The sequence below is a fragment of the Paenibacillus sp. Root444D2 genome, assembly GCF_001426375.1.
In the GTDB taxonomy this organism is placed as follows: domain Bacteria; phylum Bacillota; class Bacilli; order Paenibacillales; family NBRC-103111; genus Paenibacillus_E.
Map to the genome: position 1 here is coordinate 26,446 of NZ_LMEO01000016.1, position 26,920 is coordinate 53,365.

The following is a 26,920-nucleotide window of genomic DNA, read 5'->3' on the forward strand; positions in this document are numbered from 1 at the left end:
ATGGCTAGCAACAAAGACCGCATCATGGAAGCTGCCATGGATTTATTTCACGATCATGGTTTTCAAGGAACGGGTCTGGAAGATATATTGACGAGCAGCGGGGTATGCAAGAGCAATTTTTACTACCATTTTAAAAGTAAAGAAGAACTGGGTTTGAAAGTTATTGAACGCAAGGTGCAGGAGATGCGGCAATCTGTGATGGAGCCGAGTTTGGGCAATGCGCAATTATCGCCGAAACAGCGGGTACTAGCATTGTTTGAACGCATGCTGGCCTTTTGTGAGGAGCATGAATGCCGTAGAGGCTGCTTCTTCGGTAATCTGGCCTTGGAGCTGAGTGACAGCTCTGAGGAGCTGCGTAAGCCGTTGAGCCGCTTTTTCAGAGAGTTGGAGGCTGAGGTAGAATCCTGTTTGCAGGAAGGCAAGAGACAAGGCGAGCTGTTGCTGCAGGGGTTAACCCCAGTGGAGCTGGCGACCCCGATCGTTTCCCTTCTGCAGGGTGGGATGCTGCTCACCAAAACGCACAAAGACACCAGAGCGCTGCGCGACAGTATCAAGGTTTTGACCGTATGTATGGGGTAGAGGATAAGAAAGAGGAGTGATATAAAAAGATGGCGTCCATTGACTACAAAAATACAAGAGTTGCTGAGAATCGGGAGCTGATTGAACAGCATGTCCGAGAAATTTTACGGCTGATTGGCGAAGATGTAGATCGGGAAGGCTTGTTAGACACACCTGCTCGCGTAACTCGTATGTATGAAGAAATATTTTCGGGCTATGAGGCGAATCCGCGCGATGTGATGGGTGTAACTTTTGATGAACAGCACGAAGAGCTAGTTATTATTAAGGATATTATCTATTACAGTCAATGCGAGCATCATATGGCGCCATTTTTCGGGAAAGTGCATGTAGGGTACTTACCAAGCGGCAAAGTGGCTGGACTAAGCAAATTTGCTCGTCTGGTTGATGTGATCACTCGTAAGCTGCAGGTGCAGGAGCGGATTACTTCAGAAATCGCCGACATTCTAGATGATGTTCTGAAGCCGCACGGCGTCATGGTTGTCGTGGAGGGAGAACATATGTGTATGTGCTCCAGAGGCGTGAAGAAATACGGAAGTCAAACGATTACCTCAGCTGTTCGCGGTTCTTTCCGCTCGGACTCGACACTTCGTGCTGAATTTCTGTCTTTGTTGAAATAAGAGTGCGTACGAGGGATGTGCATGGAGACAATAGTCTTGTGCAGCATCCCTTTTTTTGTTCAGGAAGCGCTGCATGACTTGTTGCGAGGTAGACGATATAGTATTATTTTACCACATAAGACTTCCATGCCGCGTTGAGGAACCACTGATGAATGGTAAGTGACTATTTTCCCGTGTTTGTTTCAGGTTTTTGAGAGAAGCGTAGAATTAGGAAGGCAAGTTGTATAGCGTACAACAAATTTACAACATTACACGGATTAGCAAGCGAATGTTTAAACAGATATACGTCTTAGGCGTAATTTACGCTGCATCAACCTTTACTCAGACTCTACTAAGGATGACGTAAGCTGGTTGTTTTGCATAATAAATATCCTCAAGTGACTATCGTACATGCTTTAGCATAAACTGATAGGAAACATGAAGAGGTATACGGAGTGGCAAATTGAACAAAGAGACTAAGAACTATACCGGGCGTCCGGCAACATCACTAGAGGAGGCAAGCTTATGAACAACATACGAAAATATCGGCCAGGTGAGGCCGGTTCCTCTAAATTGAGTGAAGAACGGGATGAATTTGAGCGGGATTATGCGAGGTTAATTCAATCTCCGACCTTTCGACGGCTGCAGGGGAAGTCGCAGGTGTTCGGCGCAGGATCAGGTGATTACTATCGAACACGTCTAACCCATTCGCTCGAAGTTGCCCAAATCGCCAGAGAAGTGGCGAAGCGGTTAGAACGGACGAATCCTTTTTTGAGTAAAAGAGAGCATCCAGGCTTGATCATTGATCCTACCGTCGTTGAGTGTGCGTCGATCGCTCACGACTTCGGTCACCCGCCGTTCGGGCATAAAGGGGAAGAGGTTCTGAATCATATTCTGATGAGGGATCATGGTTTAAAATATGAAGGCAACGCCCAAAATTTCCGCATCCTGATGTTTCTCGAAAAAAGAGCAGGCAGTGAAAGCGGCCTGGATCTTACAGCCGCGGTGCTTCTTGGCATTAATAAGTATCCATTTTTGATCGAGGAAGAAGGACGACTTAAGGGTGTCTACGCCTCCGAGTGGGAAATCATTCGTGATCTGCGCTCACAATGGAACATGCCGGAAGGCTGTTCGACCTTAGAGGCACAATTAATGGATTTATGCGACGATATCGCATACTCCACCCACGATATTGAAGATGGTATTCGTGCTGGCAAAATTCAAATGAATGCAACCTTTTTTGAGGATCAAAGACTGATTCGTCATGTGGTCATGGAAATATTAAATGATCCCAACAAGCATAAATTCGGCTGGGAGCAAGTCAATATTGAGCAAATGGTCAGGCAAGTTCTGTCGGACTATCTGGAGCAATGGGAGCAAATTTTCTCAGAGTGCAACGGGGAAGAATCGCGTACGCGCAGAGAGATGAAAGCCCGCTGGGTGAGCTCTTTCGCAAGTAGTCTGGACATTATAGATGACCCTGACCGAGACTGGAAAAAGGTTGCGCTCGTGAAAGACGGAGCCGAGGATATGAGTCTGCTGCGCACGATGGAAATTCTCAAGAAGCTTGCGTGGGTCACGCTGATCAAAGATTTCCGCGTGCTGCGCCTGCAAAAACGCAGCGAGATCATCGTCGAGCGCTTGTGGGACAGCTTCATCGACAAGGAAAAGGGGCAATGGATCATGCCTCCCGACTGGATTGATAGCTACGAACGCCGTAATGGTAATTGGAGTTGGCCGCGTTTCGTCGCGGATTACATTTCCGGTATGACCGACGCCTACGCGGAGAAGGTCTACGCCGAATTGTTCGCAAGCAAATCCGGCTCGATTTATGAGATGGATTAGTTAGCTGAAACGATGCAGAACCGAGTAGGTGCAAAATATAGTGTTTGCATTGGATTCTCGCGATGTTAAGAGATTTGGAATCAACGATGATTTGCTGCACTTTTTGCATGATGTTGGTTATAGACCAGTCAGGTGCTGCAAAATTGGTAAATTAGCTTGGAACGCGAGGGTATAGGCAAAAAAATATCGGCCCGCGAGGGGCCGATTTTATAGGGAGGAGGGAATACCAAGGTTAGCTTGCAAGGGAGTAGACGAGATACCGTTAAGGAAATTCATCGTTCGGCGCATATACGTCTTGGGCTCTGCTCGGTACAGCAGCTCATGCTGCGCTTTTGGGATAATCCATAGCTTGGATTCGGAGTCCTTTTGCTGCTTGAACATATCCTCTACCATGCCATAGGGTGCTTTGTAATCTTCGGTACCATGGATGAAGAAGATTGGCATCGGATAAGCTGTTGAGGTTACTTTGTTGTAAGGCACCTCTTGCAAGCTTACGCCATTGAGCAGAGGGAAGAATAAGCGTACAAGCGGTAGAGATGGAAATTTAGGCACATTAACGACTTGCTTCATATTATGATAGAGTGTATCCGGATTAAGCAAAAAAGTGCTGTCCAGAATCATCCCCGAAATATCGTTGCCACTTTGAAGAGCAGTCTGTAGTGCTGTTCCTGCTCCCATTGAGAAGCCCCAAATGTAGATAGGACCGCTGGATAACTGCTTGATATAGTTGATTGCGCCAAGCAGCTCTTGTGATTCTTGAATGCCGCCGGTCATAATTCGTTTACTGTTAGGGTGCACATAGCCATAGTCGAACATGAGAACATTGTAGTTTTGCAAATGAAGTTCGCGGGCCAAGTTGTAAATGGGAACCCAAAGTTCTTCGCGATTGCCGCCGTAACCATGGGAGAAGATTACCGTTTTGTCGGACTTACCAGGTATAAACCAACCGTCTAGGTTTGACGAACCATTCAGACTTGGGAAGGTTACATCGTTGTAAGGAAGACCAACAGCCCTCATTGGATCCGAATGAAGCGGGTCAATATGCGGTCGAGCTAATGTCCAAGCAATATAGGCGTGAAAACCAAGAAGTAGAGAAGTGCATAGGATTAGAAATGAAATGAGGATGGTGAAAACCAGCCTTTTTTTGCGCAAAAGCGGTCGGGTGACCACTTGCTCGAGTGTGGGTTGTAGCGAACCAGTTCCAGGGGTTAGAGATGTTGTTGACATCGTAGTACCCTCCCTCCATTAAAATTAGTGAGATTATGCTTCTGCGGGTTAGAGGTTAAAGGGAGAATAAATTATTTAAATATTCAGATAAGTATTCTATTAACTTAATATTATTCTGAATGCGCTTACAAGTCAATGTGATTGCGCTAATTGTAAGCCCTTTGTAATCGTCCTGTAACAATGAGAAAGCGGATATTTGAACAAATATAGGGATCGTTGCTCAATACCAAAGTCTCCTCTATAGTGAGCTTTGTGAACAAAGTCTCTCCTTTACGGTTTGAACGAGTTTCGGTATACTGAATATAACTGAGTTTCATATAGTGAAACTTTCTCACACGGATGAAAGTGGTGTAAAGCGATGGAAGATGGCAAGCTGACAGTGCGTGCTGTAGAGCGCGCTTTAGATATTATGCTTTGTTTCACTGGGGCGTCGGAATTGACGCTGACCGAAATAGCAAGTCGTGCCCAGCTTCACAAAAGCACGGTGCACCGCCTTCTGGCATCCTTAGAAGGCAAAGGATTCATCATGCGTGACGGCTCGTCGGATAAATACAGACTTGGTTATCGGCTGTGGGAGTTGTCTGCTAACCTCTCCAAAGAAGGAGACCCCGGCATCATTCTGCTGCCGGAAATGGAACGGCTGCGCGATCAACTCGGCGAGACGATCTCGCTGTACGTGCAGGACGGCCTGGTGCGCGTACGCGTCCAAGCTGTACAGAGCAACCACGCCATTCGCCGCGTTGCCCCTGTCGGGGCGCGAATGCCCTTATACGTCGGCGCCTCGAGCAAGGTGCTCGTCGCCTTCGCTGAGCCAGCGCTGCAGGAGCAGCTTCTAGCCTCGGCCGATTGGCCGACCGGGCTAGATCAGACTGCGTTCCTGCAGCAGCTCAGCGACACTCGACGCGCAGGCTTCGCCACGAGCGTCGAAGAGCGCGAGCCCGGTGCGGCGGCTGTGGCCGCACCGGTTCTGGACCGCGGCGGCCGGCTTGTTGCCGCCCTCGCGGTCTCGGGCCCAGCGAACCGGCTCACGCTGGAGCTGATGCAAGAGCAGGCGCCGCTCATTGTGGAGGCGGCGCGGCGTATGGGAACGATGCTGCGCTAGCGCATCGTCTTGTTATGCGGCTTCGTGCTGGCGCGAAGCCGCGGCCCTACCGTCATCCGTCGTCAGGATGACGGATGCTTTGCTTCTAGGAGGTCATACTAGAAGAGGGAAAGGGAGTGGCAAGTGATGAATAAGACAGCCTCGATGCTGGCGATCTGGATCAGTCTTGCCAGTAATATCGTGCTGACCGCCATCAAAATCATCGTCGGCCTCAATTTCAAAAGCCAAGTGCTTATCGCCGACGGCATCCATAACGCGGGAGATGTCATTGCGACCGCAACGGCTTATAGCTCGATGCGCGTCTCCTCCAAACCAGCGGATATTGATCATCCTTACGGGCATGGCAAAGCCGAGGTGCTCGGAGCCTTCATTGTCGCTATCATCTTAGGTGGAGCAGCCATTTATATGGGCTACCACTCTATTCATGCGTTATTTGAGCCAGCGGGAGAGGCGCATATTATTGCATTTATTGCGGCGATCATCTCGCTAATTTGGAAGCAAATTCTTTATATTTACACGAAGCGTATCGGCCATAGGGTCAACAGCAAGGGGTTAATAGCTACTGCGTATGATCATTTAGCCGATGTATATGCTTCGATTGCAGCTTCGGTCGGCATAGGTTTGGCCTTAATCGGGGATCACTACGGCTATAGCATATTGGCTTTTGGCGACCCCTTGGCTGGTATCATCGTTTCTTTTTTAGTGCTGAAATTGGCTTACGAAATGGGCAGCGAATCTTTCGACATTCTTATGGAGCGCAGTGTAAGTACGACATACATTGAACAATACGCAGCATTGATCCGATCTGTCCCGGAGGTCAAACGGATTGACCGCCTGCGCGCCCGCGAGCACGGCCATTACATATTAGTTGACGCCAGATTGGCTGTATCGGGTAAACTAACCATACAAGAAGGCCATGACATTAGCCGCCTTATTAAGAAAAAGATCAAGGAAGCGCATAGTGATGTGGATGAGGTGCTGGTTCATTTGAATCCTTGGTACGATGAGTCTGCTGAATCAAGCGGCGACTGATCTTAACTAATGACTAAACTCCTCTGCCGCCAATTCGCTTTCCTACATCTATGTAAAAACACCTCTACGCGAGGTTGCTCACCATGGAGCGGCTTCGGTAGAGGTGTTTGCTTTTCTTATATCTTTATTCTTTGATTACCTAGCAAAAATATGATGCCCAATCCGCACAGTCTGCGGACGTGACCAGATCCATTTGCTCGTCGCAGTTTTAGGATTAAAATAATACAAGGCACCCTTGGTAGGGTCTAAGCCCCGGACAGCATCCTGTGCTGCCATGTAGGCCGTCGAATCCGGCTTCAGCCAATATTGGCCGTCACTAACGGCTGTAAAAGCCCCAGGTTCAAAGATAATGCCTTGGATGGAACTCGGGAACTTACTCGATTGTAGACGATTCATGACAACGGCCCCAACGGCAACTTGTCCCTCATAGGACTCACCGCGAGCCTCGCTGTAAATCACCTTCGCCAACATATCCAATTCAGCTTGATTCACCGAATAGTTACGTAAAGCCTCCCATGTTTTCGCTCCAATCATGCCGTCAACGGTTAGACCATAATTATATTGAAAATTGCGAACAGCAGCGGCCGTAATCGGACCATATTTGCCATCCACAGATTGCTGGTAGTAGCCTAAAGTCTCGAGTCGGAACTGAGCGTCCCAGACATCACCGTTTTGACTGCCTTGCTTCAATGTCGTTGCTGCAGAAGCCGGCAGGCTCCATTCACTTACAGTAAAACCTAGACCCATTGAAGCTAACAGCACGACAAGGACGAGTTTTTTTATCAACTTCATCTTCATCTCCCCTTTCGTCCTATCAGTATAGGTGCCGAGGAGGGGAGGCTCAACCCGCAGTATTTGGAAATGTACTCCAAACGCTTGGCGCTCTAAGGGAATTTAGTTTGTAAATATAGCTCAAAAATTGTTGATTTGGTCTTTTTATAAAAAATAAAAGTCCGAGACCGCCATGTAAGGCAATCCCGGACTTTTGCTGTGTGTAATGCGTTTTGTGTGTGTTTTGCTGTATTAGTTTTTCTCAGAAATGATTTGACGAAGAACGGTTTGCAGGATACCGCCATTACGGTAGTAATCTACGTCAACCATGCTGTCCAGACGCACAAGTACATTGAACTCGAAAGTTGTACCATCTTCACGAGTAGCTGTTACTTTTACAGTGGAACCTGGTTGTACATCGTTGCTCAAACCAGTGATATCGAATGTTTCACGACCTGTGATACCTAGTGTTTTCCAACCATTTCCTTCAAGGAATTGAAGTGGAAGAACACCCATACCAACAAGGTTACTGCGGTGAATACGCTCGAAGCTTTCCGCGATAACGGCTTTGACGCCGAGTAGGAAAGTACCTTTTGCTGCCCAGTCACGGGAGCTTCCAGTTCCGTACTCTTTACCCGCGATAACTACGAGGTTTTGGCCTTCAGCTTGATACTTCATGGAAGCATCATAGATGGATTCAACTTCGCCAGTTGGCAGGTAAGTTGTTACGCCGCCTTCTGTTCCTGGTGCCACTTGGTTACGAATACGGATGTTCGCGAACGTTCCGCGCATCATGACTTCGTGGTTACCACGACGGGAACCGTAGGAGTTGAAGTCTTCTTTTTTCACACCATGGTTAATCAGGTATTGGCCTCCAGGGCTGTCAACTTTGATGTTACCGGCAGGGGAGATATGGTCCGTTGTAACGGAATCTTCCAAGAGTGCTAATGTTTTGGCATTGCGAATATCTGCGATATCATCCAGAACCGTGCCCAGATCTGTGAAGAACGGAGGCTCTTGAATGTAAGTGGAATTGTTGTCGAACTCGTAAAGATCGCCTTCCGGAATTGCGATTTGGTTGAAACGCTCATTCGCACGGAATACGTTGCTGTATTTATCACGGAACATGTCAGCACTCATTGCAATCCCAAGAGCTTCTTGAATCTCTTGGTTTGTAGGCCAAATGTCTTTGAGGTAGACAGGTTGATTGCTATGGTCGTAGCCGATTGGATCGTTAGCCAAATCAATGTTCACTGTTCCTGCAAGTGCATAGGCAACAACAAGCGGAGGTGATCCCAAGTAGTTTGCTTTCACTTGAGCATGTACGCGGCCTTCAAAGTTACGGTTACCGGAAATAACGGCAGCCACAGTCATATCGTTGTCGATGATGGCTTTGCTTACTTCTTCTGGAAGCGGACCGGAGTTACCGATACAAGTTGCGCAGCCGTAGCCTGCAACGTGGAAGCCAAGTGCTTCTAGAGGCTCAAGCAAGCCTGCTTTAATCAAGTACTCGGTAACAACCAGGGAACCTGGTGTCAATGAGCTCTTAACGAAAGCTGGTTTTCTCAAACCGCGAGCTACCGCTTTTTTCGCCACAAGTCCGGCACCTAGCATAACGCTCGGGTTCGATGTGTTTGTACAGGAAGTGATTGCCGCGATGACAACTGAACCTGTGCCCATTTTGGCAGTTTCGCCGTTTGGATAAACAACATCAACGACTTCTTCGATTTTCTCATCGGTAAGGCCATAGCCGCCTTTGTCGATAGGTGTACGGATGATGGAGTTGAAAGACTCCTTCATGTTCGTAAGCTCAACACGGTCTTGCGGACGTTTAGGACCAGCCAAGCTTGGTACTACTGCGCCAAGATCAAGTTCAATTACATCAGTGAACTGAGGATCTGGTGTGCTGTCTGTACGGAACATACCTTGTGCTTTGTAGTAAGCTTCTACGAGTGCGATTTGATCTGCGTCACGACCTGTACTTCTCAGGTAGTTCAACGTTTCGTTGTCGACTGGGAAGAAACCGATTGTTGCGCCGTACTCCGGAGCCATGTTCGCTACTGTTGCACGGTCAGCCAAGGAAATGTTGCTTAGACCAGGACCGAAGAACTCAACGAATTTACCAACAACGCCTTTTTTACGCAAAATTTGTGTAACAGTCAGAGCCAAATCAGTTGCGGTAGCGCCTTCTGCCAGGTGACCTGTCAATTTGAAACCAACAACGTCTGGAGCTACGAAGTAAAGCGGTTGTCCAAGCATACCAGCCTCAGCTTCAATACCGCCTACGCCCCAGCCTACAACACCAAGTCCGTTGATCATTGTCGTGTGGGAATCTGTACCTACGAGGGAGTCTGGGTAAACAACCGTTTCACCATCGATCGTTTTTGTAGCTGCTACGGAAGCTAGGTACTCCAAGTTAACTTGGTGAACGATACCTGTTGAAGGTGGAACAGCACGGAAGTTATCGAATGCCGTTTGTGCCCAACGCAGGAAACGGTAACGCTCTTCGTTTCTTTCGAACTCTAGGTTAATGTTGTAGTCTAGTGCTTCCGGAGATCCGAAAGCATCGACCATAACAGAGTGGTCAATAACAAGGTCTACAGGAACGAGTGGGTTGATCCGTTTAGGATCTCCGCCTTCACGAGCCATCGTCGCACGCATTGCCGCAAGGTCAACAACGACGGGAACGCCTGTGAAATCCTGAAGAACGATACGAGCAGGAATGAAAGGAATTTCTTTGTTTTCATCGCGGCCTTCAGCCCAACCAGCGATTTGTTTAACGTGTTCACTTGTAATAGCGCGACCGTCGAATTGACGAATAGCGGCTTCGAGCAGAACGCGAATGGAGACAGGCAGATTGCTAACGGTTCCGTGGCCTTGATTTTCGAAGTCAGGAAGACTGTAATACTGGAACGATTTCGTTCCCACAGTTAACTGCTTACGCACAGAAAAAGAGTCCTTATTGGACATGGGTAATTCCTCCTCAATAATATTGATCATCCATTGGTTTCATCTAGTGAAACTCAATTTCATTAATCCCTCTACATCAAGTATAGCGTTTCGCTGTGTATGAGTAAAGATTAATTTCAATCATTTTTACCGTCAAAATGTCATATATTGAATCAATTCAAAGCAATTCGGGCTCGTCCTAAGGAGGATACCAAGATGTCCTGGAAAACAGCGCTCTATAACTACGTTCATGCTAAGAACCAGGCAGAGATCGAAGGCTCTGCTGCACATTTGGAAGCTTATGTCTCAGACAGCGCTTTTGTACGGAAACAGGATGTCAAGGTGCGTAGGCTCCTGAACAGTTATCGCGACCGTGATGCGAAATTGCTGCGTGGAGAAACAAAGCTGCGTCTTACTGGTGTCAAAGAATCGCCACAAGTGATTATCGCGGATATCCATTTACATCGGTTTCTAAACTATCGGATTGGTTCCATCGAACACCTAGAGGAACGTATTGAACCTGAACGTGTGTTCATTGATAGCGCGGCGAACCGCTGGCAGGTCCGATACACAGAAACTCTCCATGGAGAAAAGTCGCTTCCGAGCAAACAGCGAGGCGTCTTTTTGCCTGATCATGAAGGTTTTGTGGATGGGCTTCGCAGAGCGCCCTCACTACCTTATATTAATCATAGTATACTCAACAGCGGTGCTCAGGAATCAGCTCCCCGCAAAATCATTTATAATCGTGCCAAAGTGGTCCAGTATGCAGAAACTTGGTGGCAAACCCCGAATCCGAAATACGAGGAATTTGAAGTCGACTGTACGAATTTTGTATCGCAATGCCTCTTTGCAGGCGGGGCTCCAATGGACTATACTGGGAAAAGGGATTTGGGCTGGTGGTATGCTGGCAAAAAAGGCAATCAAGAGCTTTGGAGCTATAGTTGGGCTGTTGCCAATAGCCTGCAAACATTCCTCTCCCATAGCCGCAGAGGTCTGCAAGGGCATGCGATCAATGATCCGAGCGAGCTTCAACCGGGAGATACAATTAGCTACGACTGGGATGGCGATGGCCGCTTTCAGCACAATACGATTGTGATAGGCAAAGATGCTAACGGGATGCCGCTGGTCAATGCGCATACATATAATAGCCGTAATCGCTATTGGGCTTATAAGGATTCACCTGCTTGGACAGAGAGGACGAAGTACGTTTTCTTTCGGGTCGCTGATCAGATGTAAATAGGAAGAGGAAATGCAAATACTAGACGGAGGTACGTAATGAGCCGCAAAATACGAATTGGACTAATTTATGGGGGGAAATCCGGAGAGCATGACGTGTCCCTGCAAACAGCATTGGCGGTTATGAAAGCTTTGGACTTCAATAAATATGAGATTACACCGTTTTATATATCCAAAAAAGGCGAATGGAGAAGCGGTGCCCCCCTACTAGGTCCGGCTGAATCCAAGGAAGTACTGACATTTAGCAGTGGAGTTACCGCTGCAGCCGCACCTGTTTCCAATGCTTTGGCCCCCATATTCGGGTCCATTCAGACAAAAGGTGATGTGGCTATAGCTGCAACGAATACAGCTGGTATGAAGGACACAGGCTTAGATGTTATTTTCCCACTTTTACATGGCACATTCGGCGAAGATGGGACCATTCAAGGATTACTTGAAATGGCGAACATTCCATATGTAGGTGCAGGCGTGCTTGCATCAGCTGTCGGGATGGATAAAGTCATGATGAAGAAGGTTTTCGCACAAGAAGGGCTTCCGCAGTGTATTTTCCGTCATTTCACACGTACCGAGTGGGAAAAGAACCGTGCATATCACCTGATCGAGCTCGAAACGGCTATCGGATATCCATGCTTCGTGAAGCCGGCTAATCTAGGCTCCAGTGTCGGTATTTCCAAAGCAAGAAATCAAGAAGAATTAATTAAAGCGGTCAATTTTGCTTTCCAATATGATCGCAAAGTCATTATTGAAGAGAATATCGACGCCCGCGAGATTGAAGTCGCCGTTCTGGGCAATGATGAACCAATTGCTTCGGTTGCTGGTGAAATCGTGTCCTCGAACGAATTTTACGATTATAAAGCGAAATATATGGATGGCAAATCAGCGATGGTTATTCCTGCAGACATCCCAGAAGAAACGTCCGAGCAGATCCGACAGCTGGCGCTTCAAGCATTCCTGGCTGTGGACGGCAGCGGCTTATCGCGTGTTGATTTTTTCTTAGGCAAAATCGATCAGAAGATCTATATCAATGAAATCAATACGATGCCGGGCTTTACACCATTCAGCATGTACCCACTGCTATGGAAAGAAACCGGTAAACCATACACAGAACTTCTCGATGATCTTATTCGTCTAGCTATCGAACGGCATACAGCGAAGCAGAGTATCCAATATTCTTTTGATGTGGAGTAGATGCAAATGGGATTTCAAACGGAGTTCAATTCAGTCTGCAAGTTTAAGTCCGCGCAGGAGCTTTATGAGCTTCTAGAGTACGGCCGCGGCAAAATGGTGAAGAGCGGCTTCCGCGTCTTCCCAACCGGTCAGAAGGTCATTGCTTACACGCCGGAGAATCAGGCGATTGCCATTGTCCGAATCGTTGCCTCTATCGCGGAAATCAATTTCCAAGGAGATGAAGTGACGCAAGTGGAGATGGAGCTCATTCGCCGTCTGACGGAAGAAGAGTCACGGATTCAAACCTCACTTGCTTATGAGATGTTTTTCGGTGAGCAAGCATAGCTTTAATTAGAAGACATCGTCCGATAGGGACGGTGTCTTTTTTGCAGCTATTTCACTGTTGGAGCAATCTTGCAGTTCCGAAATAGTTCGTTTTACATTCTGTAATGATGTTTTTCATCACTAAAGTTTGCACGGGGTGGAAAAGTACCTCCATAGCGATGAAAAACATGCCTACATGGTTGAGTCTCAGCCGAAATAGTCCATTTTCCGCTCTGTAAGGATGATTTTCATCATTAACGTATGCACGAGGTGGAAAAGTAACTCCTTAACGATGAAAAACATGCTTATATGATGAGCTTGCAGCTGAAATGGTCCATTTTCGGCTCCATAAGGATGATTTTCATCACTAACGTATGCACGAAGTGGAGAAGTAACTCCATAACGATGAAAAACATGCTTATATGATTAGCTTGCAGCTGAAATGGTCCGTTTTCGGCTCCATAAGGATGATTTTCATCACTAACGTATGCGTGGGGAAAGAAAAGTGCTTCCATAACGATGAAAAACATGCTTATATGATGAGCTTGCAGCTGAAATGGTCCGTTTTCGGCTCCATAAGGATGATTTTCATCACTACCGTATGCGCGAAGCGGAAAAGTAACTCCTTACGATGAAAAACATGCTTATATGATGAGCTTGCAGCTCAAATGGTCCGTTTTCGGCTCCATAAGGATGATTTTCATCATTAACGTATGCACGAGGTGGAAAAGCACCTTCATAGCGATGAAAAACATGCTTACACGATGAGGTCGTGCAGATATATAGTCCGTTCGCCACTCTCTAGGGATGTATTTCATCACTAATATAAGCGTTAGGGGTAAAGTACCTCCACGTCAAAAGTCGCTCTCTCCATAGGTACTACAAGAACTTAGTACTTATTCTAACTAGTTTGAAGAACTACAATGTACTTAGTAGATATTCAGATTGGAGTGTGAAAAGGATGAGACAAACGTTCTTGACGGACAGGAAGTTTATTGCCTATTGGCTTTTCAATATTGGCTTAGGTATACCAACTCCATATGTACTTATTTATTTGATCTTTGGGTTTTATGGCTTTATGTCGCCTCCAACGATGCAGGCTCGGTATATGGCTGCGGGGGTACTTTGCGTCTACTTGTTGGTTTGGTTTATCGGAAATTATATGTGTTTGCGAAAAGAAGATCGAGGCACCAAGTTCGGTATGTTAGCGTTAAGCCTGCTGCCATTGGCGATTTCGTCTTTTATCAGCTTCAAAATCATAGCATCCATCTCATCCTAATTAGGTGAGTTGTGTATGTGCTGCTCCTCCAGAGGGTACCCTATGAAAGGAATTTTTGCATCAATTATAACAATGCATTCGTTCAATAGGACGATGTAAGCCGTTTATCCTTGCATACTCTTCTTGGAGGTTAACCTTTAAATGATTATTCGCCTTGGGTATGTGGCTATGTCGACGGTAGTCAAGAACGCTTCCCCTTCCAAAACGATGACAGTCACGAACTTCAGCAAGCTTCTGGATCGAGATGCGGCCATTCGGAAGCTAGAGCGGCTTGGCGCCGAAAATTTGCATAATACGCTTAGATTGCTCAGGCACAACCGTGCGCATGACATCATGGTATTTCGCTTTTCCTCCAGGCTGATCCCCCTCATTGGACATGAATTGTTAGGTGACTGGGACCCAATTACCACGCTTTCTGCTGAATTCCAAGAACTTGGCAGCTACGCTAAGCAGTCTGGCATGCGCGTAAGCTTTCATCCGGATCATTTCACCGTCCTGAGTACGCCAAAGGAAGATGTGCTGCAGAAATCAGTGGAGGATCTAGAGCGGCATACGGCTATGCTTAACGCGATGGGACTGGGTATGGAAGCCATGTGCAATATTCATGTAGGTGGTTCTTACGGCGATAAAGAGAAAGCAGCTAAGCGATTTATTCAGAATTTTTCCGCGCTGCGCCTTGACATTCAGAGGCGGATCACCCTTGAGAATGATGATAAAACCTTTACTGCGCAAGAGACACTTGAGATTGCAGAAAAGGTGGGAGCGCCTATGGTGCTGGATATTCATCATCATGCGGTCAACAACAACGGGGAGGATGCGGCAGATCTCTGGCCGCGGATCCGACAAACGTGGTCTAGACAGGAGAGTGAGCAGTCGGAACAGACCGTAAACTTACTCCCGCCGAAAATCCATGTTTCAAGTCCAAAAAGTGAAACGGATCTAAGAAGTCATGCTGACTACGTGGAAGTAGGGCCTCTCTTCGCATTCCTACGTGCTATTGCGCCGGCCACGCCAAATCTCGATATCATGATTGAAGCGAAGATGAAGGATGAAGCGTTATTTCGCCTCATGGAAGACCTCAAGATGCAAGAGGGAGTCAAGGTTCTCGATCAAGCCTCCATCCAGCTATAGGCATTCAGATTTAATTCTTGAATTGTTGGACAAAATGGGGTACTTTGGAGAGTGGGAATGAACGACGCACAATCCATTGTGAGAGGGGCTTCTTAATACCATGAGTCAATTGTTAACCGGAAAAAATATACTTGTAATGGGTGTTGCCAACGACCGCAGCATCGCTTGGGCTATTGCTCAATCCTTAGCGGCACAGGGAGCTAATCTTGTTTTTACGTTTGAAAATGAGCGTGTTGAAGAACGCGTTCGCAAGCTCGCAGACACGATTCCAGGCTCAACCTTGATGCCTTGCAATGTAACTGTAGATGCTGAGATCGAAACACTTGCATCCACACTTAAAGAGAAGTTCGGTGTGCTGCACGGCCTTGTACATAGTATTGCTTTTGCTAAAACCGAAGAGCTGGACGGGCTATTCGTTGACACATCGCGTGATGGTTTCGCATTAGCGCATGACATCAGCGCATACTCCCTTGTAGCGGTATCAAAACGGATTTACCCGCTGATGACAGAGGGCGGCAGCATCATGACGATGACTTACCTCGGCGCTGAGCGCGCGATGAAGAACTACAACGTCATGGGCGTTGCCAAAGCAGCGCTGGAAGCAAGCGTGCGCTACCTGGCAAATGATCTCGGTCAATTCGGCATTCGCGTCAACGGGATCTCCGCTGGCCCGATTCGTACCTTGGCTGCCAAAGGCATCAAAGACTTTAACTCCATCCTGCGCCAAGTGGAAGAGAAAGCACCGCTGCGCAAAACAACGGATACAGCCGAAGTCGGCGACACAGCAATGTTCTTGATGAGTAACCTTTCCCGCGGTATCACGGGTGAAGTTATCTATGTAGACGGTGGATATCATATCGTTGGCATTTAAACCCGCATACTAAGAAATTCCGTATTGCCTTATGGGTGATACGGTTTTTTTACGCAAAAAACAGGCTGATTCTAGTTAAAATGTAAAATTATACGAATATTTTGGGATGAAACGCACTAGTATTTAAAACGTATAATTTACTATACTGGAGTTACTAATTAAATTAATGAAAAGAAAGAGTTGATATAAATGGTTGATAGTAAGGTGGAGCCTTTCGTGGTGGGCAGTAAGAGCTTTACAGCGGTGGCCATTAATACGGCAGCCAAGGCTGGGCAATGGATTAAGAGCAAGCTGGGGGACATTAATAGCGTGGATACGAAGTACTCCTCGCAAGATTTGGTCACTGAGGTCGATAAAGGTTCTGAGAAGTTAATTCGTAATTTGATTATGACTCACTTTCCAGACCATTCCATTCTTGGTGAGGAAGGCGTGGAGCCTGGACCAGCGGCTTCGGCCAAAGCACTTCAAGCGATGAGTGAGGAGGAGTATCTCTGGATCGTGGATCCGATTGATGGGACGACGAACTTCGTTCACGGCTTTCCGTTCTACTCGGTTTCGATTGCGCTGGCACATAAGGGTGAAATTATCGTAGGTGTCGTCTATGACCCTTCTCGTGATGAACTGTTCGTCGCAGAAAAAGGGAAAGGCGCCTATATGCATGGTAATAAGACGACGGTTTCGCTCGATAGCAAGCTATCCGAGAGCTTGGTGGCAACCGGCTTTCCTGCGGACCGTGACGGCGCGCTCCCGATCAATCTTAAAGGGACGCTGGCTTTGGCACCGAAGGTAAGAAATCTTCGCTCGGGCGGATCAGCAGCGCTGCATATGGCTTACGTCGCAGCAGGACGATTAAGCGGGTTCTGGGAGATTGGTCTTAGTGCATGGGATGTTGCTGCAGGCTCGTTATTGATTCAAGAATCCGGCGGTAAAGTGAGCGATACGGCTGGGAATCCATACAAGCTTGCCGTGCGAAATGTGCTTGCTACCAATGGTCATATTCATGACGAACTTCAGCAGGAATTGGCTGGAGCGGGAGCGACAGGTTTGTAAGCTCGATTTATTGTTGACAATCAAGCTATTTAAAGTAATATAAGACTATAATTTAATTTAGCTGCGGAGCTTAGGAGAACAGCAAGTTTATTTCAAATCGTACGTTACCATGCGTGCATTTGGAATAGCTTGCTGTTTTTTTTTATATATTTTTGGAGGCTGATAACCATGGAAAAGAAATATGTGCTTTCATTAGATCAAGGAACGACGAGTTCTCGTTCTATTTTATTTGATAAATCCGGTGCCATTATGGGTGTTGCTCAAAAAGAGTTTACACAAATTTACCCGAAGCCAGGTTGGGTTGAACATAATGCCGAGGAGATTTGGGAGACGCAGCTTGAGGTGCTCAAAGAAGTTTTGGTCCAAAATCATGTGCATCCGCACCAAATTGCAGCTATCGGGATCACGAACCAACGCGAGACAGCTGTTGTTTGGGATAAACTTACGGGCAAACCCGTGTACAACGCAATCGTTTGGCAAAGTCGACAAACCATGGACATTTGTAATGAGCTGAAGGAACAGGGCTTTGATCCTAAAGTGCGTCGGAAAACAGGATTGCTCATTGATGCGTACTTCTCCGGTACGAAAGTGAAATGGATATTGGATAACGTACAAGGTGCTAGAGAAAAAGCCGATAACGGCCAATTGTTGTTCGGCACCATCGATACTTGGCTTATTTGGAAATTGACCGATGGTAAGGTCCATGTGACAGACTATTCCAACGCATCGAGAACGATGATGTACAACATCCACGAATTGCAATGGGATCAAGAGCTGCTTAACATGCTGAATGTCCCTGCATCCATGCTGCCCGATGTGCGTCCTTCCAGTGAAGTGTACGGTGCGACGTCCAAAAGTTTGTTCGAAGTTCAAATTCCGATTGCCGGAATCGCTGGTGACCAGCAAGCGGCATTGTTCGGCCAGGCTTGCTTCGAAGAAGGGATGGCCAAAAATACTTACGGCACAGGCTGTTTCATGCTTATGAACACGGGTTCCAAAGCTGTTGCTTCCCAAAACGGACTGTTGACTACGATTGCATGGGGCTTGGATGGTAAAGTGGAGTATGCGCTTGAAGGCAGCATTTTCGTTGCGGGCGCTACAATTCAGTGGCTGCGTGACGGTCTTAAACTTATTGAGAAGGCTTCTGATTCTGAGAAGCATGCAACGAATGTGGCTAGCACAGACGGCGTATATCTTGTGCCTGCTTTTGTAGGACTAGGTGCACCTTACTGGGATATGGAAGCTCAGGGTGCGATCTTTGGGTTGACGCGTGGAACGACGCAGGACCACTTTATACGTGCAGCGGTAGAATCCTTAGCTTACCAAACGAAAGATGTGCTGGAAGCAATGGAAGCTGATTCGGGCATCCAATTACAAAAGCTGGCGGTTGACGGAGGCGCAGTGGCGAACAACTTCCTGATGCAGTTCCAGGCGAATCTTTTAGGTGCAGCTGTAGATCGCCCTCGTGTACTGGAAACGACAGCGCTAGGCGCAGCTTATCTGGCTGGTCTAGCTGTTGGCTACTGGGCAGGCAAGCAAGATATTATCCAGAACAAAGTGATTGAGCGTACGTTCGAATCAACCATGGAATCTGCTGAGCGCGATGGGTTATATGAAGGCTGGAAAGCAGCGGTTCAAGCAACAATGGGCTATAAACAGAAGAAAGAGCAATTGGCCTAATCGAATAGATGCAAAGCATGGAGAAGAGAGTCACAATGTGGCTTTCTTTTTTCTGTATTTTTCAATGAGACGGATCAATTGTGGTTGCCTGATTGGCCTGAGTACTCCGAATGCTGCGATTCCGACTAGAGATTATCTCTTGCCCGTCGAACTGTTGTATTTTGTGCAACAATCCGGCGGTTTCTTTGGACAAATTGGCTTTTTGTTGTACCGAGTACAACATTTTGGTGCGAATCGCTCAGAAATTGGCGTTTTAAGCTCGAATTGTTGTACGAAACACAACAATAGCAGGCTACTCTGGCGTAAGGAAGGTGTATTGTTGCACAAAATACAACTTGGACTATCGATAGTTTAAACATATACGTCTTCGGCGTAACTTTCTATGAAATAACCTTTACAAACTTACTTTTTTTTAAAATTCGCTTATCTAGGCAGCTTTCAGAAGGGGGGAGAACGGGAGAGAGATTGTTGAAATTATCCGTCACTTGATCGAGGTTCTCGAGCTATTAACACGGTAAGTCAAGTCTGGTGTAAACGCTCAACATGGACTATAATATGAGGTATATCGTATATTTAAACGTTTCAATTAATTAACTGGACACGTACAGGCGTGATCGGGAAATGGATGGAGAGCTTCTATGACAGCAAATACACAATCGCATTCAGGATCTGGCCCAGATATCATTACTTTTGGGGAAACGATGGCACTGCTCATGCCTTCCAGTGGCAAGGGACTGGAGTACTCATCTGAGCTTCATAGCTTGTTTGGTGGTGCCGAAAGTAATGTTGCTATTGGCATATCGCGCCTTGGTTGCAAGGTTGGCTGGTTTGGACGGTTAGGCAAAGATCCATTAGGTCGCATGATTTTCAAAAAAATCCGTGGTGAAGGCGTCGATGTTTCACGCGCTGAGCTGACAGCAGAAGCGCCTACGGGACTGATGATGCGCGAAGTACTAATGGGTAAAACGTCTGTTTACTACTATCGTAAAAATTCAGCTGCTAGTCACATGAGTGCGAAGCATCTGGATGAGGCTTATATCGCTGGGGCCAAAATATTGCATATCACAGGCATCACTCCTGCCTTAAGCGAATCTTGTAAAGAGGCGGCTTTCGAAGCTGTTCGAATGGCTCGTAAGCATGGCGTCAAGGTCAGCTTTGATCCTAATTTGCGTTTGAAGCTTTGGAGTGTGGAAGAGGCACGTCCCGTGCTGTTAGAACTAGCTAAGCTGTCTGATATTTTCTTACCTGGTTTAGATGAATTGAAGCTGCTCTACCAGACAGAGGACTGGGATGTTATCGTGAGCAAGCTGCGTGAATTATCAGCGATATCCATCGTCAAAGGCGGGGAAAATGAGACGTACGTCGTAACCTCTGACAGCGTTACAGCAGTTCCTTATTTCAAAGCGGAGCATGTGGTCGATACCGTTGGAGCGGGTGATGGGTTCTGTGCGGGCTTTTTGGTTGGCTTGTTAAAAGAGTATGAATATGCGGAAGCCGTGCGCATCGGCAACCTTGTGGGCTCCCTGATCGTTCAGACCGAGGGAGACTGGGAAGGCGCTCCGACTTGGGAACAAGTGGATGCCGTACTTAACGATGTTAAACATATAGAACGTTAAATGCTTGAAAAAGAAAGGTGTAGATTCTAATGAAAAAAATTAAACTTATCCAACAAATATCAAGTGAAGGTGTCGTTGCCGTTCTACGTGGCGATACGCCAGAAGAAGTCGTGGAAATGGCCGATCAAGCCATTGCCGGCGGGATTAAGGTCATCGAGGTCACAATGACCGTGCCTTTCGCGCTGCGCGCGATCGAGGAGCTCGCGAAGCGCTACTCGAGCACAGCGCAGGACGCGGCCAAGTACGCGATCATCGGGGTGGGCACAGCCCTTGACCCCGAGACGGCGCGTGCCGCGATCCTCAGCGGGGCCGAGTTCGTCGTCGGCCCATCGCTTAACCCGAAAACGGTTGAGCTCTGCAACCGTTATAGAGTGCCCGTCATGCCAGGGTGCATGACGATTCAAGAGATTCAGACGGCGCTTGAGCTCGGCGTCGATATCGTTAAGCTCTTCCCGGGCAATCTCTACTCGCCCGCGATGATTAAGGCCATTAAAGGTCCGCTGCCGCAGGCGAACATCATGCCGACCGGCGGCGTCTCGCTGAGCAACCTCGGCGAGTGGATCCAGGCCGGCGCCGTTGCTGTCGGCATTGGTTCTGATTTGACTAGCGAAGCCGTCAAAACCCGTAACTACAGCCTTGTTGCTGACAAGGCAGCTCAATATATCGAGGCCTACAAAGCGGCCAAGAAGTAGGAAATCCGTACGCTCCGTCGAAATGATGACGGAGCGTATTTTTTTGATGAAAGGAAAAGAAACTATGAGTCATGGCAAAGCGAGGCTGCTGCTGCAGGTCGATAATCTTCAGAAGTCGGTGTCTTTTTATACAAGACAGCTTGGTTGGGAGTTGGTGGAGGAAGCTCCTGCGGGCCATGCAGCGTTGATTCGCATTTGGTTGAACGATGAAGTTGTTATGGTTCAGAGAGGTCAGCTAACCAAGCAGGAGCATGAAGTACTAGAGGCTTACTTAACTCGTTGGTTGCAGCCAAAGCCTTTCAGTCCGCGAGCGGGGGATCTCGTTTATATAGGAGTTAGCTCCGTTAACGAAGTGGAAAAAAGCTTACAAGAAAACGGATGGAATGAGCTGAGAAAAGAAGAAGAAAAGGGGCATATTCGTAAGGTTTTCGTTCCCGCCGTTGATGGGTATACCTTCGTTTTCTGGGAGGAACTATTTGCTTCTGACGATGAAATTACGAAGATGTACGCTGAAGGAATAGACGAGTTGGAATGTGCTGTAGATGGTTTGTCTGAAAAGCAGCTCAATTTAACGGAAGCACCGGGCAAATGGTCGGTTCGTGAACAAGTGCTGCACCTGATTGATTTGGAATTAGTCACGATTCACAAAGTGAAATTTGCCCTAGCAGAGCCGGGCCGTACCTACCAAGGAAATCGTTTTTCGCAGGACGATTGGAGTGTTAGTCTTCATTATGCGGCGAGGCCAATTACAAACGAAGTGCAGCTGTTTCGTAGTTTGAGACAGCATATCCTTGGATTATGTGAACATTTGCCTGGTGCGCTTGAGCGCACAGTTATAACTACAAATAATCGCGAAGAGTCGGTTGCAAGCTTGCTCAAAATGATGGCAGGACATGCTAGGCACCATGTACGGGCGGTGGAGCGAATTCGTGAACTTCACGGATGTTAATTTCGGTTACGGCATTCTATAAAAACGAAGAAAAGCCCAAGCGCACAAGCTCTTGGGTTTATTTGTTGATTTTAGGCAGGCAAATTGATATGATAAAGATTGATTAGGAAAAAATGTATTAAATAACATTATTATCCTAATATAATTATAGCATCAAGACAGCCTTCGTGTCAAATTTGCATTTTACATGGTCTGAAAAGAGGTGTTTTAATGAATTTAACTGAGCAGTATTGGGCAGATGAGGAACAGAGAGTTCAAGAAGTAACAGCAAAGATGCGCATCAGAATTACAGGGTTAGAGGATGAGGTTGGCAAGGTTCAATCGGATGTTGTTGAGATTCGCAAGCATTATTGGGATGAAGTCACGATGGATATGAGTACGACAGAAGATGCGGCTGAATCGATCGCAAGTATGCGGCAGCAAGCGGAGGTGCTTTCTGAGCGAACGTACTCATCGACAGGCAACAGCATCTTTAGGAAAGTTAAAAAGACTTGTGAATTCCCCTTATTTTGGTCGTATCGATTTCATCGAGCGGCACGAGAGACAAGGAGAAGCCATTTATCTAGGCATTGCTGGCTTTTTGGATGAGCAGGAGGATCACTACCTGGTTTATGATTGGCGAGCTCCCATATCCAGCCTTTATTACGATTATGCGCCCGGGGAAGTAGCCTTTACAACACCGAACGGCATGATAGAAGGACAGATGCTGTTGAAACGTCAATTCGTCATTCGCGATAGCCATATTCAGCTGATGTTTGATACTGGAGTGACGATCGGAGACGAGTTGCTGAAGCAAGTGCTCAGTCGAAGCTCTGATGCGCAAATGAAGACAATCGTGGCGACGATTCAAAAAGAACAAAATCGCATTATTCGAAACGACAAAGCACGAATGCTCATCGTGCAGGGGGTAGCTGGTAGCGGGAAAACTTCGGCTGCTCTGCAAAGAGTCGCCTACTTACTATATAAGCACCGAGATCAGCTAAGCTCTGACCAGATGGTGCTATTTTCACCAAATCCGCTTTTCAATCACTATGTATCCACGGTATTACCGGAATTAGGCGAAGAAAATATGCAGCAAACGACCTATCAGGCCTATTTAGAGCATCGTTTGGGTGAAGAGTTTGATGTGGAGGACTCATTTACGCAATTAGAGTATGTGTTAGCTAGGGGGCGTTCATCTGGAAAAGGAGAGACGGTTGAGGAGATTATCCCACAACGGGATGAGGAATGTGCTTACAATGCTCGTTTAAGCGGAATTCATTACAAGTCTTCGCTGGAGTTCCTTGCTGTCATTCATGCTTATCAGGAGCGGTTGATGCATACAGATATGCTATTTAACCCTATTAAGTTTCGTGAAAAAGAAGTGCTGAGCGCTGCTCGATTGGTAGAGCGGTTTTACAGCTATGATCCGGCCATTCGGCTGCCGAACCGATTGGAATTGATGCGGGGCTGGATTCTGGAACAGTTAGAGATCTTTGCAGAGCTTCAGCTGGAAGCAGCTTGGGTCGATGAGGAGATTGAGCTTCTAAGTAGTGAAGATTACCATCTTGCTTATTTAAAACTGCGTAAAATAGAGCGGGGTCAGGGAGCCACATTTGATGATTTTGATCAGGAGAGAGTTCTGCTTGCACACATCGTTATCAAGGAGCATTTGAAACCAGTGCGGGACGCTGTGAAGCGGCTTAAGTTTGTAGATCTGAGTGGATTGTATGGGCAATTGTTTCGTGATGAGATTCGTGAAGAGGAAGCCGATCAGGAAGTGAAGGCGGGTCAGCGGAGTCCTAATGAGAATCAAGGGAGTCAACTGGGGAACCAGAGGAGTCAGCTAGAGAAACAGGGGAGTCCTATAAAGAATCAAGGGAGTCAGCTAGGGAATCAGAGGAGTCCTGTAGAGAATCAAGAGAGTCAGCTAAGGAATCAGAGGAATTCTATAGAGAATAAGCCGCCCTATTGGTCGGCAATCTGCGAGCGGACGCTGAAGGAGCTGGCGGAGGCCAGTCTGCCGTATGAGGACGCGACGCCTTTCTTATACCTGATGGAAGCGGTCTGCGGCTTCCAGACGAACGGCTCCGTACGCCACGTGATCATCGACGAGGCGCAGGATTATTCTCCGTTTCAGCTGGCCTACCTGAAACGGCTCTTCCCGCGCTGCCGGATGACAGCGCTAGGAGATCTCAACCAGGCGATCTATTCGCACGCTTCCGCGTACAGTGAAATCGATCCGATCGCCGCTCTGTATGGGCCGGAGCAAACGGAGGTTATCCGTTTGCACCGCAGCTACCGCTCCACGCGTGAGCTCGTGGAGTTCACTCGCGGCATCGTGCCTGGCGGCGATGCCATAGAGCCCTTCACCCGCGGCGGCGCAAAGCCGCGGGTGATCAAGGTCAGCGATCGCGGATCGCTGCATAGCCTGCTGGCAGCCGAGATTGCTCGGCTGCTAGGCGAAGGCTATGCCTCCATCGCGATCATCGCCAAAACCGCGAGCGAGAGCAAGCTCGCGCACCAAGCCCTAGAGCCCCAACTGCAAGTGCCACTGGGGCTCATCACCAAACATAGCCCGACCTTCGAGTCGGGCGTGCTCGTCATCCCTTCGTATCTGGCGAAGGGGGTAGAATTCGATGCCGTACTCATCTATGACGGTTCCCGTCATCAGTACGGACATGAAAACGAGCGCAAGCTGTTCTACACCGCTTGCACCCGGGCTATGCACGAGCTATGTATGTTCTCGCTAGGCGAGCCAAGCAGCTTTATCACGGATCAACCGCAAGATACGTATGAGCTGGTTTAATGTGAGTTTGCAGCCTTACCTCTTTTGGTGAGTTTGCAGCTTTACCTCTTTTGGTGACTTTGCAGGCCTTACCTCTACTGGAACTATGAAAGAGGTGAGGTTATGTTCTTTATGAGGTATCTTAAATTGGGATCAATCGTCATATATGCTCAATAAAGGTTGCAGGATGAATGAATCCGCATTTGCGGCTGAATGATGTTGTAAAAAGTGCAACAATTGCTGCCTAAATCACGCCTCTCTCCCTTCGTTGTTGCATAATGTACAACAATTTTGTCCGATACAGGTCATTTCGCACCAAATGGACTCGGGAATGTTGTACAGACTGCAACAACAAGTTGCAAAATATCCTTTAGGCGTGTGAATTGTTGCGGAAAATACAACAATTCCGTCCCACAGCAACTTTTTACCATGGAAAAAGGAGCTTCACATAAGGAATAACCCTTCTGCAAGGTTTGCAAAAGGGTTATTTTTATTTTTATCCAATCAGTTCTCCGCTTTCGCCTGCTCCTGCATTCTCAAAAGGATCGAATAGGCTTACGACGATGGCGACATGGCGGTTGATTTGAACATGTGGAATTACGAGTAATCGCAAGTTGAAGCGAGATCCATATCAGCTACTCATCCAGCATGAAGACCTCGTGTATCTGTCATATTTCCTCCCTTCGGATAAAGTCCAAAAAACATAAACAATATATACTATATAACAAATTATTATAAATGAATAGAATACATAAATTTCTTTTTATCATACGGGGTTTTGACAGAAATGGTTTGGAAATGCTTAAGGCAATATGCTATATTTGATATGAGATCTTTATAACTATATATGAGAGTAATCTTGGAGGCTTGTAGTAGGATGAGCACAGACAGGGAACCGCTATATATTCAGATTCAAAACCATTTTAAAGAACTGATCAGCTCTAGAAAATTGCAAGAAGACGACAAGATTCCGACCGAGAAGGAAATTCTCGAACAGTTTAATGTAAGCCGGATCACGGTAGCCAACGCGTTGAATGAGCTTGCTCGGGAAGGTTGGATTTACCGCATTCCGGGGCGGGGGACCTTTGTTAAGGGTATTCCAGAAACTTATATTCCAACTGCGAAGACAGTTGCCGTTCAAACGCCGTCCGTTAATCACTCGGATCGTCCGAAGATCGGGCTTATTTTTCCATTCGTTGATGATTTTTTTGCTATCCGGTTGATCCGGGGCATTACTTCCGTTCTTGAGAATAGCGGCTACGCGCTGCTAATGATGTTCTCTTTCAATTCAAAGGAGCGGGAAAAGGAAATCATTCGGGATTTGAAAGATAAAGTAGCTGGCCTGATCATTTTTCCAGTGGATGCTGAAGTCTATAATGAGGAAATCATTACACTCAAAATGACGGACTATCCTTTTGTCCTCATTGACAGATATTTGCCTGGCGTGGAGACGAACACGGTTTATTCCGACAGCGCGCTGGCAGCTAAACTGGCTGTAGATCACTTGTGGGACCTTGGTCACCGCAACATCGCAATTTGTTCCGATTCGCCTCAACCCACGGTATCCGTGGAAGATCGGGTGAATGGCTACATCAGCGCACTCAGGGATAAAGGCGAGATGATCAACCCGGCCTTATTCTTGACGGATTTTGCATCCCCGCTTTCATCTGTTAATCAAGAGCACCCTTTATATCGGTTTATCAAGAACCGGATGGCAACCGCATACATTGCGCTGAACGGAAACCTAGGTGTACATATTTTGTCCATCGCCAAGCGTGAAGGGCTCCGCGTGCCGGAAGATTTGTCCATCGTGACCTTTGATAATCCGAGTCCGATGATGGATGAGCTAAGTCTGTTCACATATATCGACCAAAACGAGGGCGAAATAGGGGCTAGGGCTGGAGAACTGATTATGGACACTATAAAAGGGAATCGAACTCAACTTAAAAATAGCAGAGTGGTCTTGGAGCCGAGATTGGTTATCAAACAGACATCGGGTCCAGTACTTCCGCAAGAATAAGAGAACGAATGAGACTGATCGTTGGCATTGCAGCCGA

At 47.2% G+C, this 26,920-nt stretch carries 22 protein-coding genes; 19 read left to right on the top strand and 3 right to left on the bottom strand.

Translation table 11 applies throughout. The annotated features are described in order from the left end of the window. The 3 genes from ASD40_RS11730 to ASD40_RS11740 all read left to right on the top strand — a co-directional run bounded on the left by ASD40_RS11730 (window position 1) and on the right by ASD40_RS11740 (window position 3,020). Window positions 1-579, top strand: a complete 579-nt coding sequence (locus ASD40_RS11730) for a TetR/AcrR family transcriptional regulator (RefSeq protein WP_057303472.1) — start codon at window positions 1-3, stop codon at window positions 577-579. Between the two features lie 29 nt (window positions 580-608). Then, window positions 609-1,196, top strand: coding sequence for a GTP cyclohydrolase I FolE (gene folE, locus ASD40_RS11735; RefSeq protein ID WP_056833970.1), 588 nt, complete (start codon window positions 609-611; stop codon window positions 1,194-1,196). Between the two features lie 504 nt (window positions 1,197-1,700). Continuing rightward, complete coding sequence (locus ASD40_RS11740) at window positions 1,701-3,020, top strand: deoxyguanosinetriphosphate triphosphohydrolase family protein (RefSeq protein ID WP_057303473.1); 1,320 nt, start codon at window positions 1,701-1,703, stop codon at window positions 3,018-3,020. Between the two features lie 207 nt (window positions 3,021-3,227). Here the strand turns inward: ASD40_RS11740 and ASD40_RS11745 are convergent, their stop codons facing one another. Further along, window positions 3,228-4,247 (bottom strand): alpha/beta hydrolase, encoded by a 1,020-nt coding sequence (locus ASD40_RS11745; RefSeq protein ID WP_057303474.1) that lies wholly within the window; start codon window positions 4,245-4,247, stop codon window positions 3,228-3,230. Between the two features lie 358 nt (window positions 4,248-4,605). Here ASD40_RS11745 and ASD40_RS11750 point away from each other — a divergent pair, with 358 nt between their 5' ends. Together ASD40_RS11750 and ASD40_RS11755 are read left to right on the top strand one after the other, a co-directional pair. Next, complete coding sequence (locus ASD40_RS11750) at window positions 4,606-5,349, top strand: IclR family transcriptional regulator (RefSeq protein ID WP_057303475.1); 744 nt, start codon at window positions 4,606-4,608, stop codon at window positions 5,347-5,349. A gap of 126 nt (window positions 5,350-5,475) precedes the next feature. Continuing rightward, on the top strand, window positions 5,476-6,381 hold the full coding sequence (locus ASD40_RS11755; RefSeq protein WP_057303476.1) for a cation diffusion facilitator family transporter: 906 nt from the start codon (window positions 5,476-5,478) through the stop codon (window positions 6,379-6,381). Window positions 6,382-6,516: 135 nt separating this feature from the next. Here the strand turns inward: ASD40_RS11755 and sleB are convergent, their stop codons facing one another. Beyond that, on the bottom strand, window positions 6,517-7,173 hold the full coding sequence (gene sleB, locus ASD40_RS11760) for a spore cortex-lytic enzyme (RefSeq protein ID WP_057303477.1): 657 nt from the start codon (window positions 7,171-7,173) through the stop codon (window positions 6,517-6,519). Between the two features lie 231 nt (window positions 7,174-7,404). Continuing rightward, the gene (gene acnA, locus ASD40_RS11765) at window positions 7,405-10,122 is read right to left on the bottom strand and encodes an aconitate hydratase AcnA (RefSeq protein ID WP_057303478.1); all 2,718 of its coding nucleotides are present in this window, start codon (window positions 10,120-10,122) and stop codon (window positions 7,405-7,407) included. Between the two features lie 195 nt (window positions 10,123-10,317). Between acnA and ASD40_RS11770 the strand changes: the two genes are divergently transcribed. The 14 genes from ASD40_RS11770 to ASD40_RS11835 all read left to right on the top strand — a co-directional run bounded on the left by ASD40_RS11770 (window position 10,318) and on the right by ASD40_RS11835 (window position 26,883). Then, window positions 10,318-11,337, top strand: coding sequence for an amidase domain-containing protein (locus ASD40_RS11770; RefSeq protein ID WP_057303479.1), 1,020 nt, complete (start codon window positions 10,318-10,320; stop codon window positions 11,335-11,337). A 39-nt stretch (window positions 11,338-11,376) separates the two neighbouring features. Continuing rightward, a complete protein-coding gene (locus tag ASD40_RS11775) occupies window positions 11,377-12,525 on the top strand; it encodes a D-alanine--D-alanine ligase (RefSeq protein WP_057303480.1) in 1,149 nt (382 codons plus the stop codon). Window positions 12,526-12,531: 6 nt separating this feature from the next. Further along, window positions 12,532-12,849, top strand: a complete 318-nt coding sequence (locus ASD40_RS11780) for a hypothetical protein (protein ID WP_057303481.1) — start codon at window positions 12,532-12,534, stop codon at window positions 12,847-12,849. Window positions 12,850-13,789: 940 nt separating this feature from the next. Further along, a complete protein-coding gene (locus tag ASD40_RS11790; RefSeq protein WP_057303483.1) occupies window positions 13,790-14,107 on the top strand; it encodes a hypothetical protein in 318 nt (105 codons plus the stop codon). Between the two features lie 141 nt (window positions 14,108-14,248). Beyond that, complete coding sequence (gene uvsE, locus ASD40_RS11795) at window positions 14,249-15,238, top strand: UV DNA damage repair endonuclease UvsE (RefSeq protein ID WP_057303484.1); 990 nt, start codon at window positions 14,249-14,251, stop codon at window positions 15,236-15,238. A gap of 100 nt (window positions 15,239-15,338) precedes the next feature. Then, window positions 15,339-16,109, top strand: a complete 771-nt coding sequence (gene fabI / locus ASD40_RS11800; protein WP_029194483.1) for an enoyl-ACP reductase FabI — start codon at window positions 15,339-15,341, stop codon at window positions 16,107-16,109. Window positions 16,110-16,298: 189 nt separating this feature from the next. Then, window positions 16,299-17,159: an inositol monophosphatase family protein gene (locus ASD40_RS11805; protein WP_057303485.1), complete on the top strand. Its 861-nt coding sequence runs from the start codon at window positions 16,299-16,301 to the stop codon at window positions 17,157-17,159. Window positions 17,160-17,327: 168 nt separating this feature from the next. Then, on the top strand, window positions 17,328-18,839 hold the full coding sequence (glpK, locus tag ASD40_RS11810) for a glycerol kinase GlpK (protein ID WP_057303486.1): 1,512 nt from the start codon (window positions 17,328-17,330) through the stop codon (window positions 18,837-18,839). A gap of 638 nt (window positions 18,840-19,477) precedes the next feature. Then, the gene (locus tag ASD40_RS11815) at window positions 19,478-20,455 is read left to right on the top strand and encodes a sugar kinase (protein WP_057303487.1); all 978 of its coding nucleotides are present in this window, start codon (window positions 19,478-19,480) and stop codon (window positions 20,453-20,455) included. Between the two features lie 29 nt (window positions 20,456-20,484). Then, window positions 20,485-21,147 carry a bifunctional 2-keto-4-hydroxyglutarate aldolase/2-keto-3-deoxy-6-phosphogluconate aldolase gene (locus tag ASD40_RS11820; protein WP_056833998.1) on the top strand — a complete coding sequence of 221 codons (663 nt, stop codon included), beginning with the start codon at window positions 20,485-20,487 and terminating at the stop codon, window positions 21,145-21,147. A gap of 64 nt (window positions 21,148-21,211) precedes the next feature. Then, window positions 21,212-22,096 (top strand): DinB family protein, encoded by an 885-nt coding sequence (locus ASD40_RS11825; RefSeq protein WP_162251235.1) that lies wholly within the window; start codon window positions 21,212-21,214, stop codon window positions 22,094-22,096. Window positions 22,097-22,306: 210 nt separating this feature from the next. After that, on the top strand, window positions 22,307-22,684 hold the full coding sequence (locus tag ASD40_RS38190; RefSeq protein ID WP_063870767.1) for a hypothetical protein: 378 nt from the start codon (window positions 22,307-22,309) through the stop codon (window positions 22,682-22,684). Beyond that, window positions 22,590-24,884, top strand: coding sequence for an RNA polymerase recycling motor HelD (gene helD / locus ASD40_RS11830; RefSeq protein ID WP_235549230.1), 2,295 nt, complete (start codon window positions 22,590-22,592; stop codon window positions 24,882-24,884). Before ASD40_RS38190 ends, helD begins: the two co-directional genes overlap by 95 nt. 856 nt (window positions 24,885-25,740) lie before the next feature. Next, window positions 25,741-26,883: a GntR family transcriptional regulator gene (locus ASD40_RS11835; RefSeq protein WP_057303489.1), complete on the top strand. Its 1,143-nt coding sequence runs from the start codon at window positions 25,741-25,743 to the stop codon at window positions 26,881-26,883. The last annotated feature ends 37 nt before the right edge of the window (window positions 26,884-26,920 follow it).

Bases quoted from the DNA above. Each gene is read 5' to 3' on its own strand.
- ASD40_RS11730 (WP_057303472.1), top strand. From the start codon at position 1: ATGGCTAGCAACAAAGACCGCATCATGGAAGCTGCCATGGATTTATTT.
- folE (WP_056833970.1), top strand. From the start codon at position 609: ATGGCGTCCATTGACTACAAAAATACAAGAGTTGCTGAGAATCGGGAG.
- ASD40_RS11740 (WP_057303473.1), top strand. From the start codon at position 1,701: ATGAACAACATACGAAAATATCGGCCAGGTGAGGCCGGTTCCTCTAAA.
- ASD40_RS11745 (WP_057303474.1), bottom strand. From the start codon at position 4,247: ATGTCAACAACATCTCTAACCCCTGGAACTGGTTCGCTACAACCCACA.
- ASD40_RS11750 (WP_057303475.1), top strand. From the start codon at position 4,606: ATGGAAGATGGCAAGCTGACAGTGCGTGCTGTAGAGCGCGCTTTAGAT.
- ASD40_RS11755 (WP_057303476.1), top strand. From the start codon at position 5,476: ATGAATAAGACAGCCTCGATGCTGGCGATCTGGATCAGTCTTGCCAGT.
- sleB (WP_057303477.1), bottom strand. From the start codon at position 7,173: ATGAAGTTGATAAAAAAACTCGTCCTTGTCGTGCTGTTAGCTTCAATG.
- acnA (WP_057303478.1), bottom strand. From the start codon at position 10,122: ATGTCCAATAAGGACTCTTTTTCTGTGCGTAAGCAGTTAACTGTGGGA.
- ASD40_RS11770 (WP_057303479.1), top strand. From the start codon at position 10,318: ATGTCCTGGAAAACAGCGCTCTATAACTACGTTCATGCTAAGAACCAG.
- ASD40_RS11775 (WP_057303480.1), top strand. From the start codon at position 11,377: ATGAGCCGCAAAATACGAATTGGACTAATTTATGGGGGGAAATCCGGA.
- ASD40_RS11780 (WP_057303481.1), top strand. From the start codon at position 12,532: ATGGGATTTCAAACGGAGTTCAATTCAGTCTGCAAGTTTAAGTCCGCG.
- ASD40_RS11790 (WP_057303483.1), top strand. From the start codon at position 13,790: ATGAGACAAACGTTCTTGACGGACAGGAAGTTTATTGCCTATTGGCTT.
- uvsE (WP_057303484.1), top strand. From the start codon at position 14,249: ATGATTATTCGCCTTGGGTATGTGGCTATGTCGACGGTAGTCAAGAAC.
- fabI (WP_029194483.1), top strand. From the start codon at position 15,339: ATGAGTCAATTGTTAACCGGAAAAAATATACTTGTAATGGGTGTTGCC.
- ASD40_RS11805 (WP_057303485.1), top strand. From the start codon at position 16,299: ATGGTTGATAGTAAGGTGGAGCCTTTCGTGGTGGGCAGTAAGAGCTTT.
- glpK (WP_057303486.1), top strand. From the start codon at position 17,328: ATGGAAAAGAAATATGTGCTTTCATTAGATCAAGGAACGACGAGTTCT.
- ASD40_RS11815 (WP_057303487.1), top strand. From the start codon at position 19,478: ATGACAGCAAATACACAATCGCATTCAGGATCTGGCCCAGATATCATT.
- ASD40_RS11820 (WP_056833998.1), top strand. From the start codon at position 20,485: ATGAAAAAAATTAAACTTATCCAACAAATATCAAGTGAAGGTGTCGTT.
- ASD40_RS11825 (WP_162251235.1), top strand. From the start codon at position 21,212: ATGAGTCATGGCAAAGCGAGGCTGCTGCTGCAGGTCGATAATCTTCAG.
- ASD40_RS38190 (WP_063870767.1), top strand. From the start codon at position 22,307: ATGAATTTAACTGAGCAGTATTGGGCAGATGAGGAACAGAGAGTTCAA.
- ASD40_RS11835 (WP_057303489.1), top strand. From the start codon at position 25,741: ATGAGCACAGACAGGGAACCGCTATATATTCAGATTCAAAACCATTTT.